Source organism: Mesorhizobium sp. M7A.F.Ce.TU.012.03.2.1 (assembly GCF_004006095.1).
Taxonomy (GTDB): domain Bacteria; phylum Pseudomonadota; class Alphaproteobacteria; order Rhizobiales; family Rhizobiaceae; genus Mesorhizobium.
This window is the reverse complement of the sequence record NZ_CP034779.1, coordinates 4,310,202-4,328,211: the sequence shown is the minus strand read 5'-3', so window position 1 is coordinate 4,328,211 and position 18,010 is coordinate 4,310,202. Positions and strand designations below refer to the sequence as shown.

Here is an 18,010-nt window from a genome sequence, read left to right as displayed (position 1 = left end):
AACAAATCCCGGCGAAGCGGAGAATTCGGATGTCTGGAAAGAACTGGGATCGCGTGCCGATCGATGCGCAAAGTGTCGACGCCCCGCTGTCGCTTTCGGCGGTCTTTCTTGTCGTCACCGTCGCCAGCGGCCAGACCGCGCTCGCCAAGGTTGCCTCCGTGCTTGGCGGGATCGACGATCTCGTCAAAACCGTTGGATTTCGCGATCTTTCCGGGCGGCTTTCGTGCATTTCCGGCATCGGCCGCGATCTCTGGGATCGTCTTTCTCCAGATCGGCGGCCGCTGGAACTGAAACCGTTTGCGCCGATCAAGGGTGCCGTTCATTCGGCGCCTTCGACCGCCGGCGATCTTCTCTTCCACATCCGCTCCGAGCGGCCCGATATGTGCTTCGAGTTCGAGCGCATTCTGCTCGACAATCTCGGTGATGCCGTGAGCGTCGTCGACGAGGTCTCCGGTTTTCGCTATTTCGATGCCCGTGACCTGCTCGGCTTCGTCGACGGCACCGCCAACCCGACAGGCCTCGATTTGCCCGCCTCGGCACTCGTCGGTGATGAGGACGCCGACTTCGCCGGCGGCAGCTATGTCGTCGTCCAGAAGTACCTGCACGATCTCCAGGCATGGGGGCGGACGCCAACGCCTCTCCAGGAAGAAATCATCGGCCGCACCAAGATCGACAACATCGAAATCGATGATGACGACGCACCTCGCAAATCACACAAGTCGCTGGCCACCATCGAGGATGCCGATGGCAATGAGTACGACATATTGCGCGACAACATGCCGTTCGGCAGGCCGGGGCAAAAGGAGTTCGGCACCTACTTTATCGGCTACAGCAGGTATCTCTGGGTGATCGAGAGGATGCTGCAGCGAATGTACATCGGTGAGCCGCCGGGCGCTTACGACCGGCTGCTCGATTTCTCGACGCCGCACACCGGCACGACGTTCTTCGCGCCAACCCGCCCCATGCTGCAAACCCTTGTTGAGGGCGCATAGAAGACGCCTGCGACCGCACGGCAGGCCGGCGTCCCAACGATTTCACCCGGCGATTGTCAGAACCCTCAGCGTGCGTCGCGCTTTGCTTGCGCCACCTTGGCCGCCTTGCGCTGCCGGCCAAGCTCCATCGGTCGGACGAGGTCTTGCGCCCTCTGGTTTGCCACCGACCGCATCCCCTTGCGCGCGGTGCGCGAATTGAAAGCAGGGCCTTCCGGCGTCGCCCCTTGCTTCATGACAAATGCCTTGCGCGCGTTTTCGATCAGCGAAACGCTGGCCGCCAGCTGCCGGCGCCGCTCGGCCTCGCCATTCAGCCGCCGCATGGTCATGGCCAGCACCGCAAGCTTTGTCTGCGAACCGCCATCGGACTTTGAGGGCGCGGCGCCTTTCGGCGCTCCCTTGCCGCGTATCTCACGCCGGCGGCGGTGTGCTTGGGTCTGCGCCTTGTCGCGCCGCTCCCGCAACAGCTTGACCAGGCCGGCAAGATCGGCGTCGGAAAGCTCCTGCACCGCCGGGTGGTGCGATTTCTCCACCAGTTCCTGTTCGTCCGCGCTCAGCGCACGCGCCGCTTCCTTGCGTGAAATCGCCATGAAGTCGTTCCTCCGTTGGTGGAGCTTGCCTCTTCCGCTCGTCCCAGGCCGAAGTCTGCGTCCAAACGACGGTCCGATCAAGGTACAGGGAAATCCCGGTGATCAACCACGCCCCAAAAGCCGTGAGAAAAATCCCGTTGGCTTGACACGGCGCGTGGGAACAGCATGACCGACACTTTCCATCAGCGCCGGCAGTACCGCCCCCTGATGAAGGCTGGCCGAAAAGTTCTCGGTGATGAATTCCAGCGTCGAATCGTGGAACGTGAGTACAAAGTGCTGATAACCGGAAAACAGCTCCGGTGTATGGGATGTATGAACCCGATTTGCCTTTTCGAAGGAGGAGATCCAGGTAGAATTGAGAACTTCGAACGCGGAATAAGGCTGCAGCCCAAGTCCATAGAGACGGTGCCCGCTGATGGCTTCGTCGTTCGACGGGCCGAATTGCAACGCCAGATAGGGTTCTGCCGTTAGGATTACGATCGATTGATCGCCGGTCACAGACGAGATCGAGCGTGGATTCGTGCCGTCGAATTTTGGATCCGGTCTGTGGGCGACGTAAGCAACGAGCAGCCTGCGCTCATCGGCGAAGACATGAGGCAAAGGCGCGCCGGCGGACGATGGCGGCACGTCGATCGGCAGCAGTGTCTCGCTTGAGGCCACTCCTCTATTTCCACGCCATCGGCAAGATCTTGCCAGGGTTCATGATATCAAGCGGATCCAGCGCCTGCTTGATGGTGCGCATGATGTCGACGCCGTGGCCTAGCTCATGGCGCAGGAAGCCGATCTTGCCTTGGCCGATGCCGTGCTCGCCGGTGCAGGTGCCGTCCATGGCGATCGCCCGCATGTTGAGCCGCGCGACGAACTTTTCCGACAACGCGATCTCCCTGGGATCGTTGACATCCATCAGCACCAGCACGTGAAAATTGCCGTCGCCGGCGTGGCCGACGATCGGCGCGATCAGACCCATCTCTTCTATGTCGGCCTCGGTTTCCAGCACACATTCGGCAAAGCGCGAGATCGGCACGCAGACATCGGTCGACAGCCCCTTGGCGCCCGGCCGCAGTGTCAGCGACGACCAGTAGGCGTCATGCCTGGCCTTCCACAGTTTGGTGCGCTCCTCGGCGACGCTGGTCCACAGGAACGGCCCGCCGCCATTCTCTTCCGCGATCATGCCAAAGGTCTCGGCCTGTTCGGCAACACCGGCATCGCTACCATGAAACTCGACGAACAGGCACGGGCTCTCGGGATAGTCGAGCTTGGAATAATTCTTCATCGCCCGCATCTGCAGCGCGTTGACCAGTTCGATGCGCGCCACCGGGATGCCCATCTGGATCGTCGCGATGACAGCGTTGCAGGCCGCCTCGACGCTCGGAAACGGGCAGACGCCGCCGGAGATCGCCTGCGGGATGCCTTGCAGCTTCAAGGTCAGCGAGGTGATGATGCCGAGCGTGCCTTCCGAGCCGACCAGCAGCCGCGTCAGATCATAGCCGGCCGAGCTCTTTTTCGCCCGCTTGCCGGTCGTCACCGTCTCGCCGTCGGCCATGACGGCGGTCAACGACAGCACGTTCTCGCGCATCGTGCCGTAGCGCACCGCGTTGGTGCCGGAGGCCCGCGTTGCGGCCATGCCGCCGAGCGAGGCATTGGCGCCGGGGTCGATCGGAAAGAACAGTCCGGTGTCGCGCAGATGCCGGTTCAAATCCTCGCGGGTGACGCCGGGTTCGACCGTGCAGTCGAGATCCTGTGGATTGACCGCCAGGATACGGTTCATGCGCGATGTGTCGACCGATATGCCGCCGCCCGGTGCGTTGGTATGGCCTTCCAGCGAGGAGCCGACGCCGAAGGCGATCACCGGCACGCGGTGCGCAGCGCAGGCGCGCACGATCTCCTGCACCTCGGCGGTCGTCTCCGGAAACGCGACGCCGTCAGGCGCCTGCGTCGGAATATAGGTGGTGGTATGCGCGTGCTGCGAGCGGATCGCCTGACCGGTCTGGAATCGCTCGCCAAGCTGTTGCTTGAGAATGCCGAGCACCGCAGCGATGCCTTCCTCGTTGCGTTCGACCGGGTTGAGGTCGCTCAGAGCCATGAATTCCTCCGCGAATGGACCAGTGTCCACGCTTGTTATGCGATTATGGATGCGTAGTCTTACCCGCCACGCTCTGTCCAGCGCCAGAACAAGGAAGTTTCGATGCCCATCCCCACTCCCTTCGTCTCGAAACCCATGGACATCGAGAAGGACTGGATCGACTACAACGGCCATCTCAACATGGCCTATTACAACGTGCTGTTCGACCGCTGCTCGGACGGTGCCTTCGAGGCAATGGGCATGGGACCGAACTATGCCAAGGATCGTCGCCTGACCATCTACACGGCCGAAGTCCATGTCTGCTACGTGCAGGAGCTGCATCTCGAGCACAAGGTCACGGTCTCCTTCCAGCTCATCGACCACGACGACAAGCGGCTGCGGGCCTACCAGGAAATCCGCCATGTCGACGGCTGGCTGGCCGCGACTTCCGAATCGCTGTCGCTGCATGTCGACATGTCCGGGCCGAAGGTGGCGCCCTTCCCCGCCGATGTGCTGGCCAGGGTCGAAGCCATGCGCGCCGCCCATTCGGCACTGCCGATGCCGGAACGGGCCGGCCGTTCGATCAGCATCAAACGCAAATAGGGCGAAGCCGACACCTTCTCGTTCCCGGCTTCAAAGCCACACCCGCAATCTAAAATCGCAGAACCCTGCCGTCGGCCGGCAGCAATGCTTGAAGCGGCGCGGCGCCCTCGTTAACCTTACCAAGGTTTTAACGGGAACAAGCCATCTGAGCCGTTGCGCGACTCAGCGGGTCGGTCGAAAACGATCCGCATCGAGGTAGCGACACGGGCGGCGCGGCGCCGGTTCGAGGAAAGTGCATGAAAACCGACATCAAGGTCGAAGTGGACAGGCTGGCCGCCGATCCGCGCATCACCGACTATGATTTCTGGCGCTCGCTCAAGAACGTCAACAACGAGATCTTCCACATCGCCAACAACAACGAGCCGATCCCGTTCGACATGATCCGCTGGCGCGCCATCCTGAAGCAGGCGCGCATGAAGCGCGGCCACGCATAGGTTCCTCTCCCGTAGGTCAAGCCTGGCGCCTCAACGCTCCCAGCGCCGAGCGCGCCACCACCGGCGACGACTGGATGATCGCCGTATTGGTCATCGCATAAGGAATGATGCGGTCGATCACCCGCTCGAGTTCGGCCACCGAGCCGACATGCGCCAGCGCGATGAAACAATCCTCTCCGGTCACCCGGTCGCATTGCACGATCTCCGGCAGTTCGCGGATGATCTCGGCCACGACGGCCAGTTGCCCCGGCACCGGCCGGATGCGCAGCCATGCCGACAGCGGCAGGCCGAGTGCCGCCGGGTTGATCCTGACCGAATAGGCCTCGATGACGCCGCTTTCCTGCAGCCGCTTGATGCGCTCGGCCACGCTCGGCGCCGACAGACCGACTGAGCGTGCCAGCTCCGCCGTGCTGGTGCGCGCGTCCTTCTCCAGCAGACGCAGGATCTTCATGTCAGAGACATCGAGGTCGGCACTTTCAGTTCGAAGGCGCTTCATGGGAAATTCCTTGCTTCTGAGAGAAATCTCGCCAGACGAGCCCATCATCACTCATATAAACCGGCAAATATGCCTGCGATACTGATCCGGTGGATGATCAAACGCAAGCTCTTACGGCAGATCCTGCCCCGGGCAACCCCACCCTGGCCAGGCCGACGGCAAAATTGCCGCCGCATGTCTGGTTCGCCGTCAGCGCCGTCTTCCACTATCTCGGGCCGGCCTTCGCCGTGCTGCTTTTCCCGCATGTCGGCGTGCTCGGCATGGCGTGGCTGCGCATCGCCACGGCAGCACTCATCTTCGCGCCGCTGACCCGTCCATGGCGAAGCTTCGCCCGCGCCGATCGCTCGACAAGACTGCTGTTGCTGGCCTTCGGCACCTGTCTGGCGGTGATGAACTGTTCGTTCTACCTGGCGCTCGACCGCCTGCCGATCTCGCTGGTGGCGGCGATCGAATTCGTCGGCACCATCGGCGTCGCGGCGATCGGCCTCAGGAGCCCGCGCAATCTTGCCGCCCTTGTCGTCGCCGTCGCTGGCACCTTGCTGCTCATCGACGTCAGATGGTCCGACAATCCCATCGGGCTGTGCTGGGCCTTCCTCAACGGCGCGCTGTTTGTCGGCTACATCGTGCTCGGCCACCGCGTTGCCGCGTCTGGCGTAGGCGCCGGCATCGCCGGCCTGGGTGCTGCCATGGCGATCGCCTTCATCGTCGTGCTGCCGATCGGCCTCACCGATGCGCTGCCGGCCTTTTTCTCACTGCCGCTGCTGTTCGCCGCCATCGGCGTCGGCATCTGTTCCTCTGTCATTCCCTACATCTGCGACCAGCTCGCCATGTCGCGGCTGCCACGCGCCAGCTTCGCGCTGATGCTGTCGCTGCTGCCCGTCACCGCGACGCTGATCGGCGTCGTCGTGCTGCGCCAGATTCCAAGTTTTACCGATTGCCTCGGCATTGCGCTGGTGGTCGCCGGCGTCGCCTTCCACAAGCCGGCGAACACGGATTAGACGAACGCCCTATGCCAGTTTCTGCTTGAGGAAGGCGATCGTTCTGCCCCAGGCGAGGTCCGCTGCCTTCTTGTCGTAGCGCGCTGCCGACGTGTCGTTGTTGAAGGCATGGTTGGCGCCTTCATAGACATAGACCGTGTATTCGACATGCGCCGCGTCGAGTTCCTTCTTGAAGGCGTCGATGCCGGCATTGATGCGCTCGTCCAGTCCGCCATAGTGCAACAGCAAGGCCGCCTTGATCTTGGATACATCGGCGGCCTTCGGCTGCATGCCGTAATAGGCAACGCCGGCACTGAGATCGGGCGCGTTGATGGCCAGCATGTTGACCGTGCCGCCACCCCAGCAGAAGCCGATGGCGCCGACCTTGCCGTTGCCGTCCTTGTCGCTCTTGAGGAAAGCGACGGTCGCGACACCGTTGGCGATGGTCTGCGCCGGATCGAGCTTGGCGAACATGTCGCGCGCCTTGTCTTCATCGGTTGGCGTTCCGCCGAGCGGCGACAGGAAATCCGGCGCCAGCGCCACGAACCCCTCCAGCGCCACGCGTCGCGTCACATCGCGGATATGCGGGTTGAGCCCCCTGTTCTCATGCACGACGATCACCGTCCCAAGCTTGCCCGCCTTGTCCGCCGGCTTGACCAGGTAGCCCTTCATCTCGCCGCTGCTGCCGGGATAGCTGATGTCCTCGCCCTTCACCCGCGGATCGTTGTCGGCGACAACAGCCGCTTGCGCCGAATTTGCCGCCAGAAGCGGCGCGATCGCGGCGGCCGCCGCACCCGATCCGGCAAGCCGGGTCAACTGCTCCATGAACCGGCGGCGATCGAGCGTCAGATGCGTATATTCGTCATAGGCGTCGATCATCGCCTGGGTGATGGCGGGCTTGGCGTCGGGTTTCGTCATGGATGGGGTCCTCTGCTTCGGGCTTTAGTTCCCAGCTACATAGGGACCAAGCCGGCATGATCCAGTCGAGCACTCATCGCGGCCGCCGATTGCCTCAGGGCGCAGGGCGCCGGCCGCGCCCGAGCAGTAAAGCCGGCGCCATGCGCGGCCATGTCATCACTTTTTGGTCATTGGCGATAAATCCTGCTGGCGCTGCCACAATCGTGAGGGAAGGTGGCTATCGACCAGTATCTGGCCGTGTGCCCACACGTCAGACCCAGAAGGAAGCGATGACCATGACCATGCCTTCCCCGATCCTCGCCAGCGCGCTCGTCCTTGCGGCGACCGCCGCTTTGGCCCTGTGCTCGATGGTTCTGAACGCAGGCAGACGATCGTTGATCAGGGTCCGCACTGAGCGGAACCGCAACACGAAAACCCAGGGCTGAGTGACGCCATGAACGTCCAGGATATCGTCAACACCGTCTCGCAGAAGGCGGGCCTCGACCAGGTGACGACGCAGAAAGTCGTCGGCACCATTTTCTCGGTGCTCGAACACGAGGCGGAGGGCACAAGCGCCTCGGCGTTCTTCGCCAGGATCCCCGGCGCCGACGACCTCGCCCATCAATATGACGTCATGGCCGCCGCTCCGGCCGGCGGTGGCGGTTTTCTGTCGTCGCTGCAGGGCGCGCTTGGCGGCGTTCTCGGCGAGAAGGCCGGCGCGCTGATCAACGGCGTCGCCGCACTCAAGGCATCCGGGCTCGACATGGCGCAGATCCAGAAGGCCGGCGCGACGCTGATCCAGCAGGCCGAAGCCGCCGCCGGCCCCGACCTGACCAACAAGGTGCTCGGCTCGGTGCCCAGCCTGAAGGGCCATCTGGGGATTGGCTGATCGACAATCGGGCCGATCGGAAGGTTTGCCGCCCCTCATCGCCCAGTCGGGCACGTTTCCCCGTCACTATGCGGGGGAAAGATACCGGCACAGATGATGGTCGGCGCGACCTCTGAGAGATCGCGCCCCCCTGCGCCCCTACTTCGGCAGCGCGTAGGCCATCACATAGTCCCCAGGCTTGGTGCCGACCGAACCGTGGCCACCGGCGACGATGACCACGAACTGGCGGCCGTCGGCGACCGTATAGGTCATCGGCGTCGATTGCCCGCCGGCCGGCAGCCGCGCCTGCCACAGCTGCTTGCCCGACGTCAGGTCGTAGGCGCGCAGATAGTCGTCGACCGCGGCCCCGAGGAAGGCGACGCCACCGGCGGTGATCATCGGCCCGCCGATGCCGGGCACGCCGACCTTCAGCGGCAGCGGCAGCGGCGTCATGTCGTAGACGGTGCCGTTGCGGTGCTTGTAGGCGATCTTGCCGGTCCTGAGATCGGCGCCGGCGACATAGCCCCAGGGCGGCGCCTGGCAAGGAATGCCGAGCGGCGACAGGAACGGCCCCATCACCACCGCATAGGGCGCACCCTCGTTGCGGTTCAGCCCCTGCTCGCTGCCGCGCCCTTCGTCCGGCGGCGGCACCTGATCGCGCGGAATGAGCTCCGACTTGAACGCCAGATAGGTCGGCATGCCGAACAGCACCTGCCGGACCGGGTCGACGGCAATGCCGCCCCAGTTGAAGGTGCCGAAATTGCCGGGATAGATCAGCGAGCCCTGGACGGAAGGCGGCGTATAGCGCCCCTCATAGCGCAGGCCCTGGAATTCGATCCGGCAGGCCAACTGGTCGAACATGGTTAGGCCCCACATGTCGGCGCCGGTGAGCGGCTTCGGCATGAAGGTAAGGTCGGAGACCGGCTGCGTTGGCGATGTGTGGTCACCTTCGATCGCGCCGCCGGGCGCCGGCACTTCGTTGACCGCAATGACCGGCTCGCCGGTGCGGCGGTCGAGCACATAGAGGTCGCCCTGCTTGGTCGGCCCGACCAGCGCCGGCACCACCGTGCCGTCGGGTTTGGTGATGTCGATCAGGCTCGGCTGCGCCGGCACGTCCATGTCCCAGAGATCGTGGTGCACGGTCTGCCGCACCCAGCGCACCTGCCCGGTGTTGAGGTCGAGCGCGGTGATCGACGACGAGAACTTCTCGACATTGGCACTGCGCCCGGCGCCGAGCTGGTCCGGCGTCTGGTTGCCGAGCGGCACGTAGAGCAGGCCGAGCTTCTCGTCGGCGCTCGGCGTCGACCACATGTTGGGCGAGTTGGCGGTATAGGTCTGGCCGGCCGGCAGCGGCGTCGTCTGGTCCGGATTGCCGGAATCCCAGTTCCACACCAGCGCGCCGGTGGCGGCGTCGTAGGCGCGGATGACGCCGGACGGCTCCTGCGTCGAATAATTGTCGTTGACCGCGCCGCCGACAATGATCTTGCCGCCTGAGATCAGCGGTGCCGAGGTCGAGTAATAATAGCCCGACTTCGGATAGGGCATGTTGGTCAGAAGGTTCAGCGTGCCGCCCTCGGCAAAAGCCGGGCAGATCTGCCCGTTGGCGGCATCGAGCGCGATCAGCCGCGCGTCCGAGGTCGGCAGGTAGACGCGGGTCGCACAGGGCTGCCCGGCGGCGCCGGCGGCATCGGCGTAATAGGCCACGCCGCGGCAGGTCTGGTGCTGGCGGTCCTTGTCGAGCTTGACCTTGGGATCGAAGCGCCATTTCTCCTTGCCGCTCGCGGCATCGATTGCGATGGCGAAATTATGCGGCGTGCAGATGTAGAGCGTGTCGCCGATCTTCAGCGGCGTCACCTGATAGGTGGTCTCGCCGACATCGTCGGGACCCTTCACGTCGCCGGTCTGGTAGGTCCAGGCGGGCTGCAGCTTGGCGACATTGTCCGGTGTGATCTGGTCGAGCGGCGAATAGCGCTGGCCGAACTGCGTGCGGCCGTAATAGTGCCATTCGCCGGCCGGCACATCATTGCCGAGATTGGCGTTGGCGACCACCTTGTCGGTGCCGAGTTCGCCGGCAATATCCTTCGGATCCGAAGTCATCGAATAACCGGCGACGGCTAATGATGCCAGCACGGCAAGGATCAGCGGCGCGCGTGCGTCAGGACCGACAAGACCCCGCCTCGCCCACGGCATCAGCAGCCACAAAGCGAGAAGCACGATGATGCCGCCGCGAGGCCCGAGTTCCCACCAGTCGAAGCCGGTTTCCCAGACCGCCCAGGCCAACGTGCCGAGCACGATCACCGCGTAGAGCCACAAAGCAGTCGACCTGCGCCGGTAAAGCAGCCAGGCGGCGATCAGGAAGGCAAGGCCAGCAACGACATAGTACCAGCTGCCGCCCAGCATCGCCAGGCGGATACCGCCGCCGCCGAGTGCCAGGCCGATGAGGAAAAGAATGAGGGAGGTGATGGTGACAGCCAAGATGATACTCCTTCGACTGTTGCGCTTTGCGGCGCTGCCATGGCAACCCGGCATTGCGTCGCTGCCCGAAGCACAACTTTCTCCCGACGGTCCCGCCTGTCAAGCATGGGCCTCAAGCGCAGGCGGTAATGGTCCATCGCCATTGGGATAACATCGACCGCACTGGGAGCGTGGGCAGCAATCGGGCACTTTAGCGGAACAAAACGTAGACAGTTCTGGTCTTTCCCCACCGAATCACTACATTCGGGGCAATGTCCGGCTTTTCCGAAGACATGCCCTTTTTCGACGAACCCAATGCGCGGCCCACGGCCCCGTCGGGCATCGCCGCGCGCGCCATGGCTGCCCGCAGCGGTCAAAACAACGCACCCGACTACCTGAAGGGCCTCAACCCGGAGCAGCGGCTAGCTGTTGAAACCACCGAAGGTCCGGTTCTGGTGCTGGCCGGAGCGGGCACCGGCAAGACCCGCGTGCTCACCACCCGCATCGCCCACATCCTCGCCACCGGCAAGGCGTTCCCGTCGCAGATCCTCGCGGTGACCTTCACCAACAAGGCCGCGCGCGAGATGAAGATCCGCATTGGCGTGCTGATCGGCGAAGGCAATGTCGAGGGCATGCCATGGCTCGGCACCTTCCACTCGATCGGCGTGAAGCTGCTTCGCAGACATGCCGAACTCGCCGGTTTGCGCTCCGACTTCACCATCCTCGACACCGACGACGTCGTGCGGCTGATCAAGCAGTTGATCCAAGCCGAAGGTCTGGACGACAAGCGCTGGCCGGCCAAGCAGTTCGCCCAGATGATCGACGGCTGGAAGAACAAGGGGCAAGGCCCGGCCGACATCGCCGAGGGCGACGCCCGCGCCTTCGCCAACGGCAAGGGCCGCGAACTCTACAAGGCCTATCAGGAGCGGCTGAAGACGCTGAACGCCTGCGATTTCGGCGACCTGCTGTGCCACCCGATCCGCATCTTCCGCGCCAATCCGGACGTGCTGAAGGAATACCACAGGCGCTTCAAATACATCCTCGTCGACGAGTATCAGGACACCAATACCGCGCAGTACATGTGGCTGCGCCTCCTGGCGCAGCGGCCTCAAGGCAAGCCGATCTCCCCCCTTGAGGGGGAGATGTCCGGCAGGACAGAGGGGGGCGCCTCGCGCCGACAGGCTGGAGGGACAGCGCCCCCCTCTGTCGCCTCCGGCGACATCTCCCCCTCTAGGGGGGAGATTGGGCGCTCTTCGGCCGAAACCCGCGCCACCGTAAACATCTGCTGCGTCGGCGACGACGATCAGTCGATCTATGGCTGGCGCGGTGCCGAGATCGACAACATCCTGCGCTTCGACAAGGATTTTCCCGGCGCCACCATCATCCGGCTGGAGCGCAACTACCGCTCGACCGCGCACATCCTTGGCGCTGCCTCCCACCTCATCGCCCACAATGAGGGCCGCTTCGGCAAGACGCTGTTCACGGACCGCAACGATCCCGAAGACGGCAAGGTGCATGTCCACGCCGCCTGGGATTCCGAGGAAGAAGCGCGCGCCGTCGGCGAGACCATCGAGACCTACCAGCGGCAAAAGCACAATCTCAACGACATGGCGATCCTGGTCCGCGCTTCCTTCCAGATGCGCGAATTCGAGGACCGTTTCGTCACGCTCGGCCTCAATTACCGCGTCATCGGCGGCCCGCGCTTCTACGAGCGCATGGAGATCCGCGATGCGCTGGCCTTCTTCCGCGTCGTCGCGCAAGGCGCCGATGACCTTGCCTTCGAGCGCATCGTCAATGTACCCAAGCGCGGCCTGGGTGAAGCCACCATCCGCCAGATCCACGACACCGCGCGTGCGCTGCGCATCCCGATGCTGGAAGCCGCCGCCAAGCTCGCCGAAAGCGACGAGCTGAAGCCGAAGCCGCGCGCTGCCTTGCGCGAGGTGGCGGCCAATTTCGAACGCTGGCAAAAGGCCCTGGAAACCACGCCGCATACCGAACTCGCCGAGACCATTCTCGAAGAGAGCGGCTACACCGACATGTGGAAGAACGACCGCTCGGTCGAAGCGCCCGGCCGGCTGGAGAACCTGAAAGAACTGATCCGCTCGATGGAGGAGTATGAGTCGCTGCGCTCCTTCCTCGAACATGTCGCACTGGTCATGGATGCCGAGCAGAACGCCGGGCTCGACGCCGTCTCGATCATGACGCTGCATTCGGCTAAGGGCCTCGAATTCGAGACCGTCTTCCTGCCCGGCTGGGAGGAAGGCCTGTTCCCGCATCAGCGCGCGCTCGATGAAGGCGGCCGCTCCGGGCTGGAGGAAGAGCGCCGCCTTGCCTATGTCGGCCTGACCCGCGCCAAGAAGAACCTGCATCTGTGGTTCGTCTCCAACCGCCGCATCCACGGCCTGTGGCAGTCGACCATTCCGTCGCGCTTCCTCGACGAACTACCGGAAGCCCATGTCGAGGTCGCCGAAAGCGGCAACTCCTACGGTGGCTACGGCAATTCCTATGGCGGCGGTTCCTTTGCCTCCGGCCGTGGCGGCCAGGGCGCGGGACGGCAAAACCCCTATGGCGCCTCGCGCTTCGACAATGTCGGCGCCGACAGCGAAAAATCCGGCGCCTTCTCCAACACCTATGCGACGCCGGGCTGGCAGCGCGCGCAGGCCAACCGCACCGAGGCGACCGACCGCAATTGGGGCTCGCGCTCCGGCCATCAGGTCGAGCGCATCGGCTATGGCGAGACGGACAGCGGCTACGGCGCCGGCCGCACCTCGGTCAAGGGCCGCACCATCGACGGCGAACTGGTCGCCAAATCCGTCTCCGACATGCCATCGCCCTTCAATGTCGGCGATCGGGTGTTCCACCAGAAATTCGGCAACGGCAACATATCCAACATCGAAGGCAACAAGCTGACCATCGACTTTGACAAGGCCGGCCAAAAACGCGTGCTGGACGGGTTTGTAACCGGGGCAACAAAATAGGCCAAAGAAGGTCGGGGACACATGTCAGTTGAGGAAGATCTAACAAAAATATTTAAAGCAAAGGCGGCCGGTCCATTCCTGTTTGTTGGATCAGGATTTTCCAGAAGATATCTAGGGCTCGAAGATTGGTCTGGGTTGCTACGGCGTTTCTGTCGTGGATCCCAGCCGTTTGAATTCTATCTGGCATCGGCAGATGGAAATTTGCCATTAGCGGCCAAGTTAATTGCGGAACAGTTCAATGATTTTTGGTGGACCTCTGATGAATTAAAGAGAGCGTCTCGAAGAATAAAACGAAGGCGAAGGGGATAACATCCGCGCTGAGGATCGAAATTGCTAATTACCTACTAAAATTGGATCAGAACATAGCAAAGAAGTCAGAATATCAAAAAGAGGTTGAGCTCCTATCTTCTTTGAACGTTGATGGGATTATAACAACTAATTGGGATCCATTTCTTGAACAGGTATTTCCAGATTATAAAATATACGTCGGACAGGAGGAGCTTTTATTCTCAAACCCGCAAGAAATTGGAGAAATATACAAAATCCACGGATGCGCATCGCGCCCCGAATCTCTCACTCTAACCTCCGACGACTACCACGATTTTAACAATAAAAACGCCTATCTCGCCGCTAAATTGATCACGATATTCGTCGAGCATCCTGTGGTATTTATTGGATACTCAATATCCGACCAGAATATCAGCATGATGCTTAGGTCAATTTCATTGTGCATCGGAAAGGAAAACGTGGAGAAACTTAGAAAGAATCTGATATTTGTGCAAAGGCCCGCCGATAAGGAGGGTGACGGTATATCTGATACCTATATTTCAATTGATGGCGTGCAAATCCCGCTCGTTCTTGTTAAGACGAATGATTTTTCTCAAATTTACCGATCTCTTGAGGCCACAAAGAGGAAGATACCAGCTAGAGTTCTCAGATATTGCAAGGAGCAACTTTATGAATTGGTAAAGTCGGCAGAACCAGAAAAGAAGATTTGTGTCGTAGACATTGATGAGATCGACAGGAAAGAGGACGTCGAATTCTTGGTAGGCGTGGGTGTTGTATCGCAACAACTGGCTCCTATTTCGGGCGTAGGTTATGCCGGTATCGACGCCAGAGATCTGATCGCTGATCTGATTTTCGAAAATCGAGGGTATGACCCGCAACAGGTCCTCGACCAATCGATAAAGACGGCAGGACGCAATACGAAAAACGTCCCTGTTTTCAAATACTTGCGCGCATCCGGAATTGCGAACAAGGATGATTACACAAAGATGGGGAACAATCTGGATAAATGGGTGAACCGGCCAGCCAAAGACTTTAGGCTAGGGATGTATGCCAAACCCTTTCTTTCGAAATACAAAGACTGCAAAATTGATGAAATTATAGGGAGATGCACGCCGGAGAACGCGACGATATACATCCCGTTCCTAAAACCGGACGAGATCGACTTGGGCTGCCTAAGTGATTTTCTTAGAGAAAATTTCGAAAAGACTGACTATCTGAAGTCAAATTACGCGAGCTATTTTCGTAAATTGGCGTCTTTCTATGATAGGTTGAAATGGGGGTTTTGAGGCCTCCCTACGGTCATTCCTAGCTAGGCGGCCACGATTCGCTCCTTCTGGCGAGTACTCGCTTCGGCCAGTTGATGACGGCTAGTCGAAATGTCCTGCCGCTTACCGATACCGCGCCTGGTTCCATTTATGCCCCAGCAGCGACAGGATGATGATCAGCCCGTTGAAGAACTGCACGTAGAAGCCGCTCAATCCTGCCGCGACGACGCCGGTCTGGATGAACGACACGGTGACCGCGCCGATGGCGCCGCCGACTACGGTGCCGATGCCGCCCCAGGTCGGCGTGCCGCCGACGAAAACCGAGGCCAGCACCGGCAGGAGATAGCCGTCGCCAGCCGTCGGCCACCAGGTGAAGTTGATCATCACCGAGAAGGTGCCGGCGAGCGCCGCACCGATGCCGACGAAGACGAACACTTTCACCCGCACGCGCTTGACGTCGATGCCCATCTGCTGGGCGCTGTCGGGGTTGTCGCCGACCACCCTCACCTGCGCGCCGAAGCGATGCCTGTTGTAGAGCATCGCCGACAGCACGACGAAGCCGATGGCCCAGAAGATCTGCACCGGAATGCCCAGGAGCTGGCTTGAGAAGATCGTGTAGGCCCAGCTGTCGCTGAGGCTGGTCAGCGCCATCGACTTGCCCTCGTTGATGATCTGGATCAGGCCGCGCAGCAGGAAATTCATGCCGAGTGTGGCGATCAGCGACGACAGCCCGCCATAGACGACCAGCGAGCCCACCAGGAAGCCGAGCAGCATGCCGGTGACGAGTGCCGCGGCGATGCCGAGGAACGGATCGTAGCCGGCCTGCACGACCAGCGCGAAGACCCATGAGGCAAAGCCCATCGTTGCCGGAAATGACAGATCGATCTCGCCGCAGGTGACGACGAAGACCAGCGGCACCACCACGAACAGCGCCACCGGCAGCGTCGTCAGCACCGAGCGGTAGAGATACCAGGTAGTGAAGACGGTCGGGTTGGCGATCATGAACACCGTCATCATGACGATGAACACGGCGAGCGTGCCGAGCGCGGCACGGTTGTCGAGGATGAAGCCACGCATCCAGTGATCGGACGGGTGCCTCCATTCCTTCTGAGAACCGGGACGGGGAATACCGGCGGACGGCTCGTGCAGGTCGGGCTCCATGGTCTTGCTCATCGTGCTCTCTGCTCCGCGTCGCCGGCATCGTGCAGCCCGGCCAATCCGCCGGGATGCGCGACCTCTTCCATGAAGTTGATAAGATCTTCGGCCGACTTGACCTCGCTGCGGTCGGTCGTCAGTGCGACCTTGCCGCGGTCGAGCACGACGAAGCGGTCGGCGATGTCGAAGACATGATGGATGTTGTGGCCGATGAACAGGATCGAGCGGCCGCTCGCCCGCACCTGGCGCACGAAATGGAACACCTTGGCGGTTTCGGTCAGCGACAGCGCCGTCGTCGGCTCGTCGAGGACGATCAGCTCGGCCTGCTTGTAGATGGCGCGGGCGATCGCCACGCCCTGGCGTTCGCCGCCCGAAAGCTGGCCGACGATCGACTGCGGCGTGAACACTTTCGAGGTGAAGCCGATCTCGCGCATCAGCCGGCTCGCCTCCTCGATCTCCTTGTTGACCCTGAGAAAGCCCATGAAGCCGGTCAGCTCGCGGCCCATGAAGATGTTGCGAACGATGGTCTGCTGCACGGCCAGCGCCCGGTCCTGGAACACCGTCTCGATGCCGGCCTCGCGCGAACGCGCCGCACTCCACCCGGTCACCGGCTTGCCGCGCACGAGGATTTCGCCGCTGGTCGGCTTGACCACGCCGGACAGGATCTTGATCAGCGTCGACTTGCCGGCGCCATTGTCGCCGAGCAGGCCGACGACCTCGCCGCGGTCGACGCTGAGATTGACCCCGCCCAGCGCATAGACCTGGCCATAGGATTTGCTGATGTCGCGCAGTTCGATGAGGCGTTCTGCCATCGGATCCTCGCTTTGATTGTCTCGTGCCGGCTGCGTCGCCAGCGGTCCCGCCGGCCGGGGCCTGATCCCGGCCGGCGGCTTGGGAGGTCAGCGCAGCGCCTGCTTGGCGAGCTCGGCGACGATCTCGTAATTCTCGGGCGTGACGAAGCCGGCGCCGGTGTCGACATTCATCGGCGCCAGCCCCAGCACAACCTGCTGGCAGAGGCTGAGGATCGGCAGATAGCCCTGCAGGAACGGCTGCTGGTCGGCGGTCAATTGCACCCAGCCGCCCTTGAAGCCCTCGACGATCTGCGGGCTGGTGTCGAAGCCGAAATTGAAGATCTCGCCAGCCTTGCGTCCGGCCGCCTGCATATAGGTCGAGACATTGCCGAGCATCTGCCCGCCGGGATAGCCGACCGCCTTGACGTCGGGATTGTTGAGCAGCGCCGCGGTGATCACTGGAATGGCCAGATTGGGATCGGACGCCCATTCGCCACTCGGCGGCGAGGACAACTGGATGACCTCGACGCCGGCTTCCTTCAGTGCGGCGACCGTACCGCGCTCGCGCGCACCACGGCTCTCATTCTCGAACGGACCGATCATGATCGCCTTGTCGCCGGCCTTCAGCTTGCCAAGCTTGAACGCCTCGGCGCCGAGCGCGCGGCCCTGCTGTTCCTGCTGGGCGCCGACATAGCCGCCGCCGAATGCCGCCATCACCTTCGGCACCGGCACGTTCTGGTACATCATCTTGATGCCGTCCTTGTGCGCCTGTTCGGCGAGCGGCATGATCGACGCGTCGCCCGGATGGCCCATCATGGCGATGCCGTTGGGCTTGACCGCGACGGCCTCACGCAGTTGCTGCACCATCTTTTCGATGTCCCACTGGGAGAAGATGTAGTCGACCTTCGGCCCGAGATCGGCCTCTGCCTGCTTGGCGCCATTGTAGACGATGGTGCCGAAAGCGTCGCCCTCGGCGCCGCCGACGAAGAAGCGGATGTGGACGTCCTTGCACCATTTGGCGTCGAGCGCCCGCGCGGGCAAGGTGGAGATCGCAGCGGCAAGTACCGTGGCGGCGGCCACGACGGTCGAGCGCAGAACTGTCCTTCTCATCGTCATGCTCATGCACTTATCCTCCCTTTTTGTCCTCGCAAGCGAGGGGTTTC

Annotated in this window: 17 protein-coding genes; 8 read left to right on the top strand and 9 right to left on the bottom strand. The window is 62.2% G+C overall.

All coding sequences use genetic code 11. The annotated features are described in order from the left end of the window. The first annotated feature begins 29 nt into the window (after nt 1-29). A complete protein-coding gene (locus EJ079_RS21110) occupies nt 30-992 on the top strand; it encodes a Dyp-type peroxidase (protein WP_127810024.1) in 963 nt (320 codons plus the stop codon). A 65-nt stretch (nt 993-1,057) separates the two neighbouring features. On the opposite strand, the gene EJ079_RS21105 is transcribed toward EJ079_RS21110, so the two are convergent. From EJ079_RS21105 to EJ079_RS21095, 3 genes are all read right to left on the bottom strand, one after another. After that, on the bottom strand, nt 1,058-1,579 hold the full coding sequence (locus EJ079_RS21105; protein WP_127810023.1) for a hypothetical protein: 522 nt from the start codon (nt 1,577-1,579) through the stop codon (nt 1,058-1,060). Between the two features lie 102 nt (nt 1,580-1,681). Further along, on the bottom strand, nt 1,682-2,239 hold the full coding sequence (locus EJ079_RS21100) for a hypothetical protein (protein WP_127810022.1): 558 nt from the start codon (nt 2,237-2,239) through the stop codon (nt 1,682-1,684). A 4-nt stretch (nt 2,240-2,243) separates the two neighbouring features. Next, nucleotides 2,244-3,662, bottom strand: coding sequence for an FAD-linked oxidase C-terminal domain-containing protein (locus EJ079_RS21095; protein WP_127810021.1), 1,419 nt, complete (start codon nt 3,660-3,662; stop codon nt 2,244-2,246). 102 nt (nt 3,663-3,764) lie between these two features. On the opposite strand from EJ079_RS21095, the gene EJ079_RS21090 reads away from it, so the two are divergent. Together EJ079_RS21090 and EJ079_RS21085 are read left to right on the top strand one after the other, a co-directional pair. Continuing rightward, nucleotides 3,765-4,244, top strand: a complete 480-nt coding sequence (locus tag EJ079_RS21090; RefSeq protein ID WP_127810020.1) for a thioesterase family protein — start codon at nt 3,765-3,767, stop codon at nt 4,242-4,244. Between the two features lie 236 nt (nt 4,245-4,480). Beyond that, a complete protein-coding gene (locus EJ079_RS21085; RefSeq protein ID WP_013531006.1) occupies nt 4,481-4,678 on the top strand; it encodes a hypothetical protein in 198 nt (65 codons plus the stop codon). Between the two features lie 16 nt (nt 4,679-4,694). Here EJ079_RS21085 and EJ079_RS21080 read toward each other — a convergent pair whose 3' ends face one another. Further along, nucleotides 4,695-5,174: an Lrp/AsnC family transcriptional regulator gene (locus EJ079_RS21080; RefSeq protein ID WP_127810019.1), complete on the bottom strand. Its 480-nt coding sequence runs from the start codon at nt 5,172-5,174 to the stop codon at nt 4,695-4,697. A 143-nt stretch (nt 5,175-5,317) separates the two neighbouring features. Between EJ079_RS21080 and EJ079_RS21075 the strand changes: the two genes are divergently transcribed. Continuing rightward, nucleotides 5,318-6,172: a DMT family transporter gene (locus tag EJ079_RS21075; protein WP_164873976.1), complete on the top strand. Its 855-nt coding sequence runs from the start codon at nt 5,318-5,320 to the stop codon at nt 6,170-6,172. 9 nt (nt 6,173-6,181) lie between these two features. Here EJ079_RS21075 and EJ079_RS21070 read toward each other — a convergent pair whose 3' ends face one another. Continuing rightward, nucleotides 6,182-7,069 carry a dienelactone hydrolase family protein gene (locus EJ079_RS21070; RefSeq protein ID WP_127810018.1) on the bottom strand — a complete coding sequence of 296 codons (888 nt, stop codon included), beginning with the start codon at nt 7,067-7,069 and terminating at the stop codon, nt 6,182-6,184. 269 nt (nt 7,070-7,338) lie between these two features. Between EJ079_RS21070 and EJ079_RS21065 the strand changes: the two genes are divergently transcribed. Together EJ079_RS21065 and EJ079_RS21060 are read left to right on the top strand one after the other, a co-directional pair. Then, a complete protein-coding gene (locus EJ079_RS21065; RefSeq protein WP_164873690.1) occupies nt 7,339-7,494 on the top strand; it encodes a hypothetical protein in 156 nt (51 codons plus the stop codon). Between the two features lie 8 nt (nt 7,495-7,502). Continuing rightward, a complete protein-coding gene (locus tag EJ079_RS21060; RefSeq protein ID WP_127810017.1) occupies nt 7,503-7,937 on the top strand; it encodes a hypothetical protein in 435 nt (144 codons plus the stop codon). Between the two features lie 138 nt (nt 7,938-8,075). On the opposite strand, the gene EJ079_RS21055 is transcribed toward EJ079_RS21060, so the two are convergent. Then, on the bottom strand, nt 8,076-10,391 hold the full coding sequence (locus EJ079_RS21055) for a glucose/quinate/shikimate family membrane-bound PQQ-dependent dehydrogenase (RefSeq protein WP_127810016.1): 2,316 nt from the start codon (nt 10,389-10,391) through the stop codon (nt 8,076-8,078). A 251-nt stretch (nt 10,392-10,642) separates the two neighbouring features. On the opposite strand from EJ079_RS21055, the gene EJ079_RS21050 reads away from it, so the two are divergent. Both EJ079_RS21050 and EJ079_RS21045 read left to right on the top strand, forming a co-directional pair. Beyond that, nucleotides 10,643-13,348 carry a UvrD-helicase domain-containing protein gene (locus EJ079_RS21050; RefSeq protein ID WP_127810015.1) on the top strand — a complete coding sequence of 902 codons (2,706 nt, stop codon included), beginning with the start codon at nt 10,643-10,645 and terminating at the stop codon, nt 13,346-13,348. Between the two features lie 350 nt (nt 13,349-13,698). After that, nucleotides 13,699-14,922, top strand: a complete 1,224-nt coding sequence (locus EJ079_RS21045; RefSeq protein WP_210214648.1) for an SIR2 family protein — start codon at nt 13,699-13,701, stop codon at nt 14,920-14,922. Between the two features lie 102 nt (nt 14,923-15,024). Here the strand turns inward: EJ079_RS21045 and EJ079_RS21040 are convergent, their stop codons facing one another. The 3 genes from EJ079_RS21040 to EJ079_RS21030 all read right to left on the bottom strand — a co-directional run bounded on the left by EJ079_RS21040 (nt 15,025) and on the right by EJ079_RS21030 (nt 17,969). Then, on the bottom strand, nt 15,025-16,074 hold the full coding sequence (locus EJ079_RS21040; RefSeq protein ID WP_127810014.1) for an ABC transporter permease: 1,050 nt from the start codon (nt 16,072-16,074) through the stop codon (nt 15,025-15,027). Beyond that, a complete protein-coding gene (locus EJ079_RS21035; protein WP_013530993.1) occupies nt 16,071-16,868 on the bottom strand; it encodes an ATP-binding cassette domain-containing protein in 798 nt (265 codons plus the stop codon). The genes EJ079_RS21040 and EJ079_RS21035 overlap by 4 nt, the downstream gene beginning before the upstream one ends. A gap of 87 nt (nt 16,869-16,955) precedes the next feature. After that, entirely contained in the window at nt 16,956-17,969 is a 1,014-nt protein-coding gene (locus EJ079_RS21030) for a substrate-binding domain-containing protein (RefSeq protein ID WP_127810013.1), read from the bottom strand. Nucleotides 17,970-18,010 lie beyond the last annotated feature (41 nt).

Bases quoted from the DNA above. Each gene is read 5' to 3' on its own strand.
- EJ079_RS21110 (WP_127810024.1), top strand. From the start codon at position 30: ATGTCTGGAAAGAACTGGGATCGCGTGCCGATCGATGCGCAAAGTGTC.
- EJ079_RS21050 (WP_127810015.1), top strand. From the start codon at position 10,643: ATGTCCGGCTTTTCCGAAGACATGCCCTTTTTCGACGAACCCAATGCG.
- EJ079_RS21095 (WP_127810021.1), bottom strand. From the start codon at position 3,662: ATGGCTCTGAGCGACCTCAACCCGGTCGAACGCAACGAGGAAGGCATC.
- EJ079_RS21080 (WP_127810019.1), bottom strand. From the start codon at position 5,174: ATGAAGCGCCTTCGAACTGAAAGTGCCGACCTCGATGTCTCTGACATG.
- EJ079_RS21090 (WP_127810020.1), top strand. From the start codon at position 3,765: ATGCCCATCCCCACTCCCTTCGTCTCGAAACCCATGGACATCGAGAAG.
- EJ079_RS21085 (WP_013531006.1), top strand. From the start codon at position 4,481: ATGAAAACCGACATCAAGGTCGAAGTGGACAGGCTGGCCGCCGATCCG.
- EJ079_RS21065 (WP_164873690.1), top strand. From the start codon at position 7,339: ATGACCATGACCATGCCTTCCCCGATCCTCGCCAGCGCGCTCGTCCTT.
- EJ079_RS21035 (WP_013530993.1), bottom strand. From the start codon at position 16,868: ATGGCAGAACGCCTCATCGAACTGCGCGACATCAGCAAATCCTATGGC.
- EJ079_RS21105 (WP_127810023.1), bottom strand. From the start codon at position 1,579: ATGGCGATTTCACGCAAGGAAGCGGCGCGTGCGCTGAGCGCGGACGAA.
- EJ079_RS21070 (WP_127810018.1), bottom strand. From the start codon at position 7,069: ATGACGAAACCCGACGCCAAGCCCGCCATCACCCAGGCGATGATCGAC.
- EJ079_RS21060 (WP_127810017.1), top strand. From the start codon at position 7,503: ATGAACGTCCAGGATATCGTCAACACCGTCTCGCAGAAGGCGGGCCTC.
- EJ079_RS21030 (WP_127810013.1), bottom strand. From the start codon at position 17,969: ATGAGCATGACGATGAGAAGGACAGTTCTGCGCTCGACCGTCGTGGCC.
- EJ079_RS21040 (WP_127810014.1), bottom strand. From the start codon at position 16,074: ATGAGCAAGACCATGGAGCCCGACCTGCACGAGCCGTCCGCCGGTATT.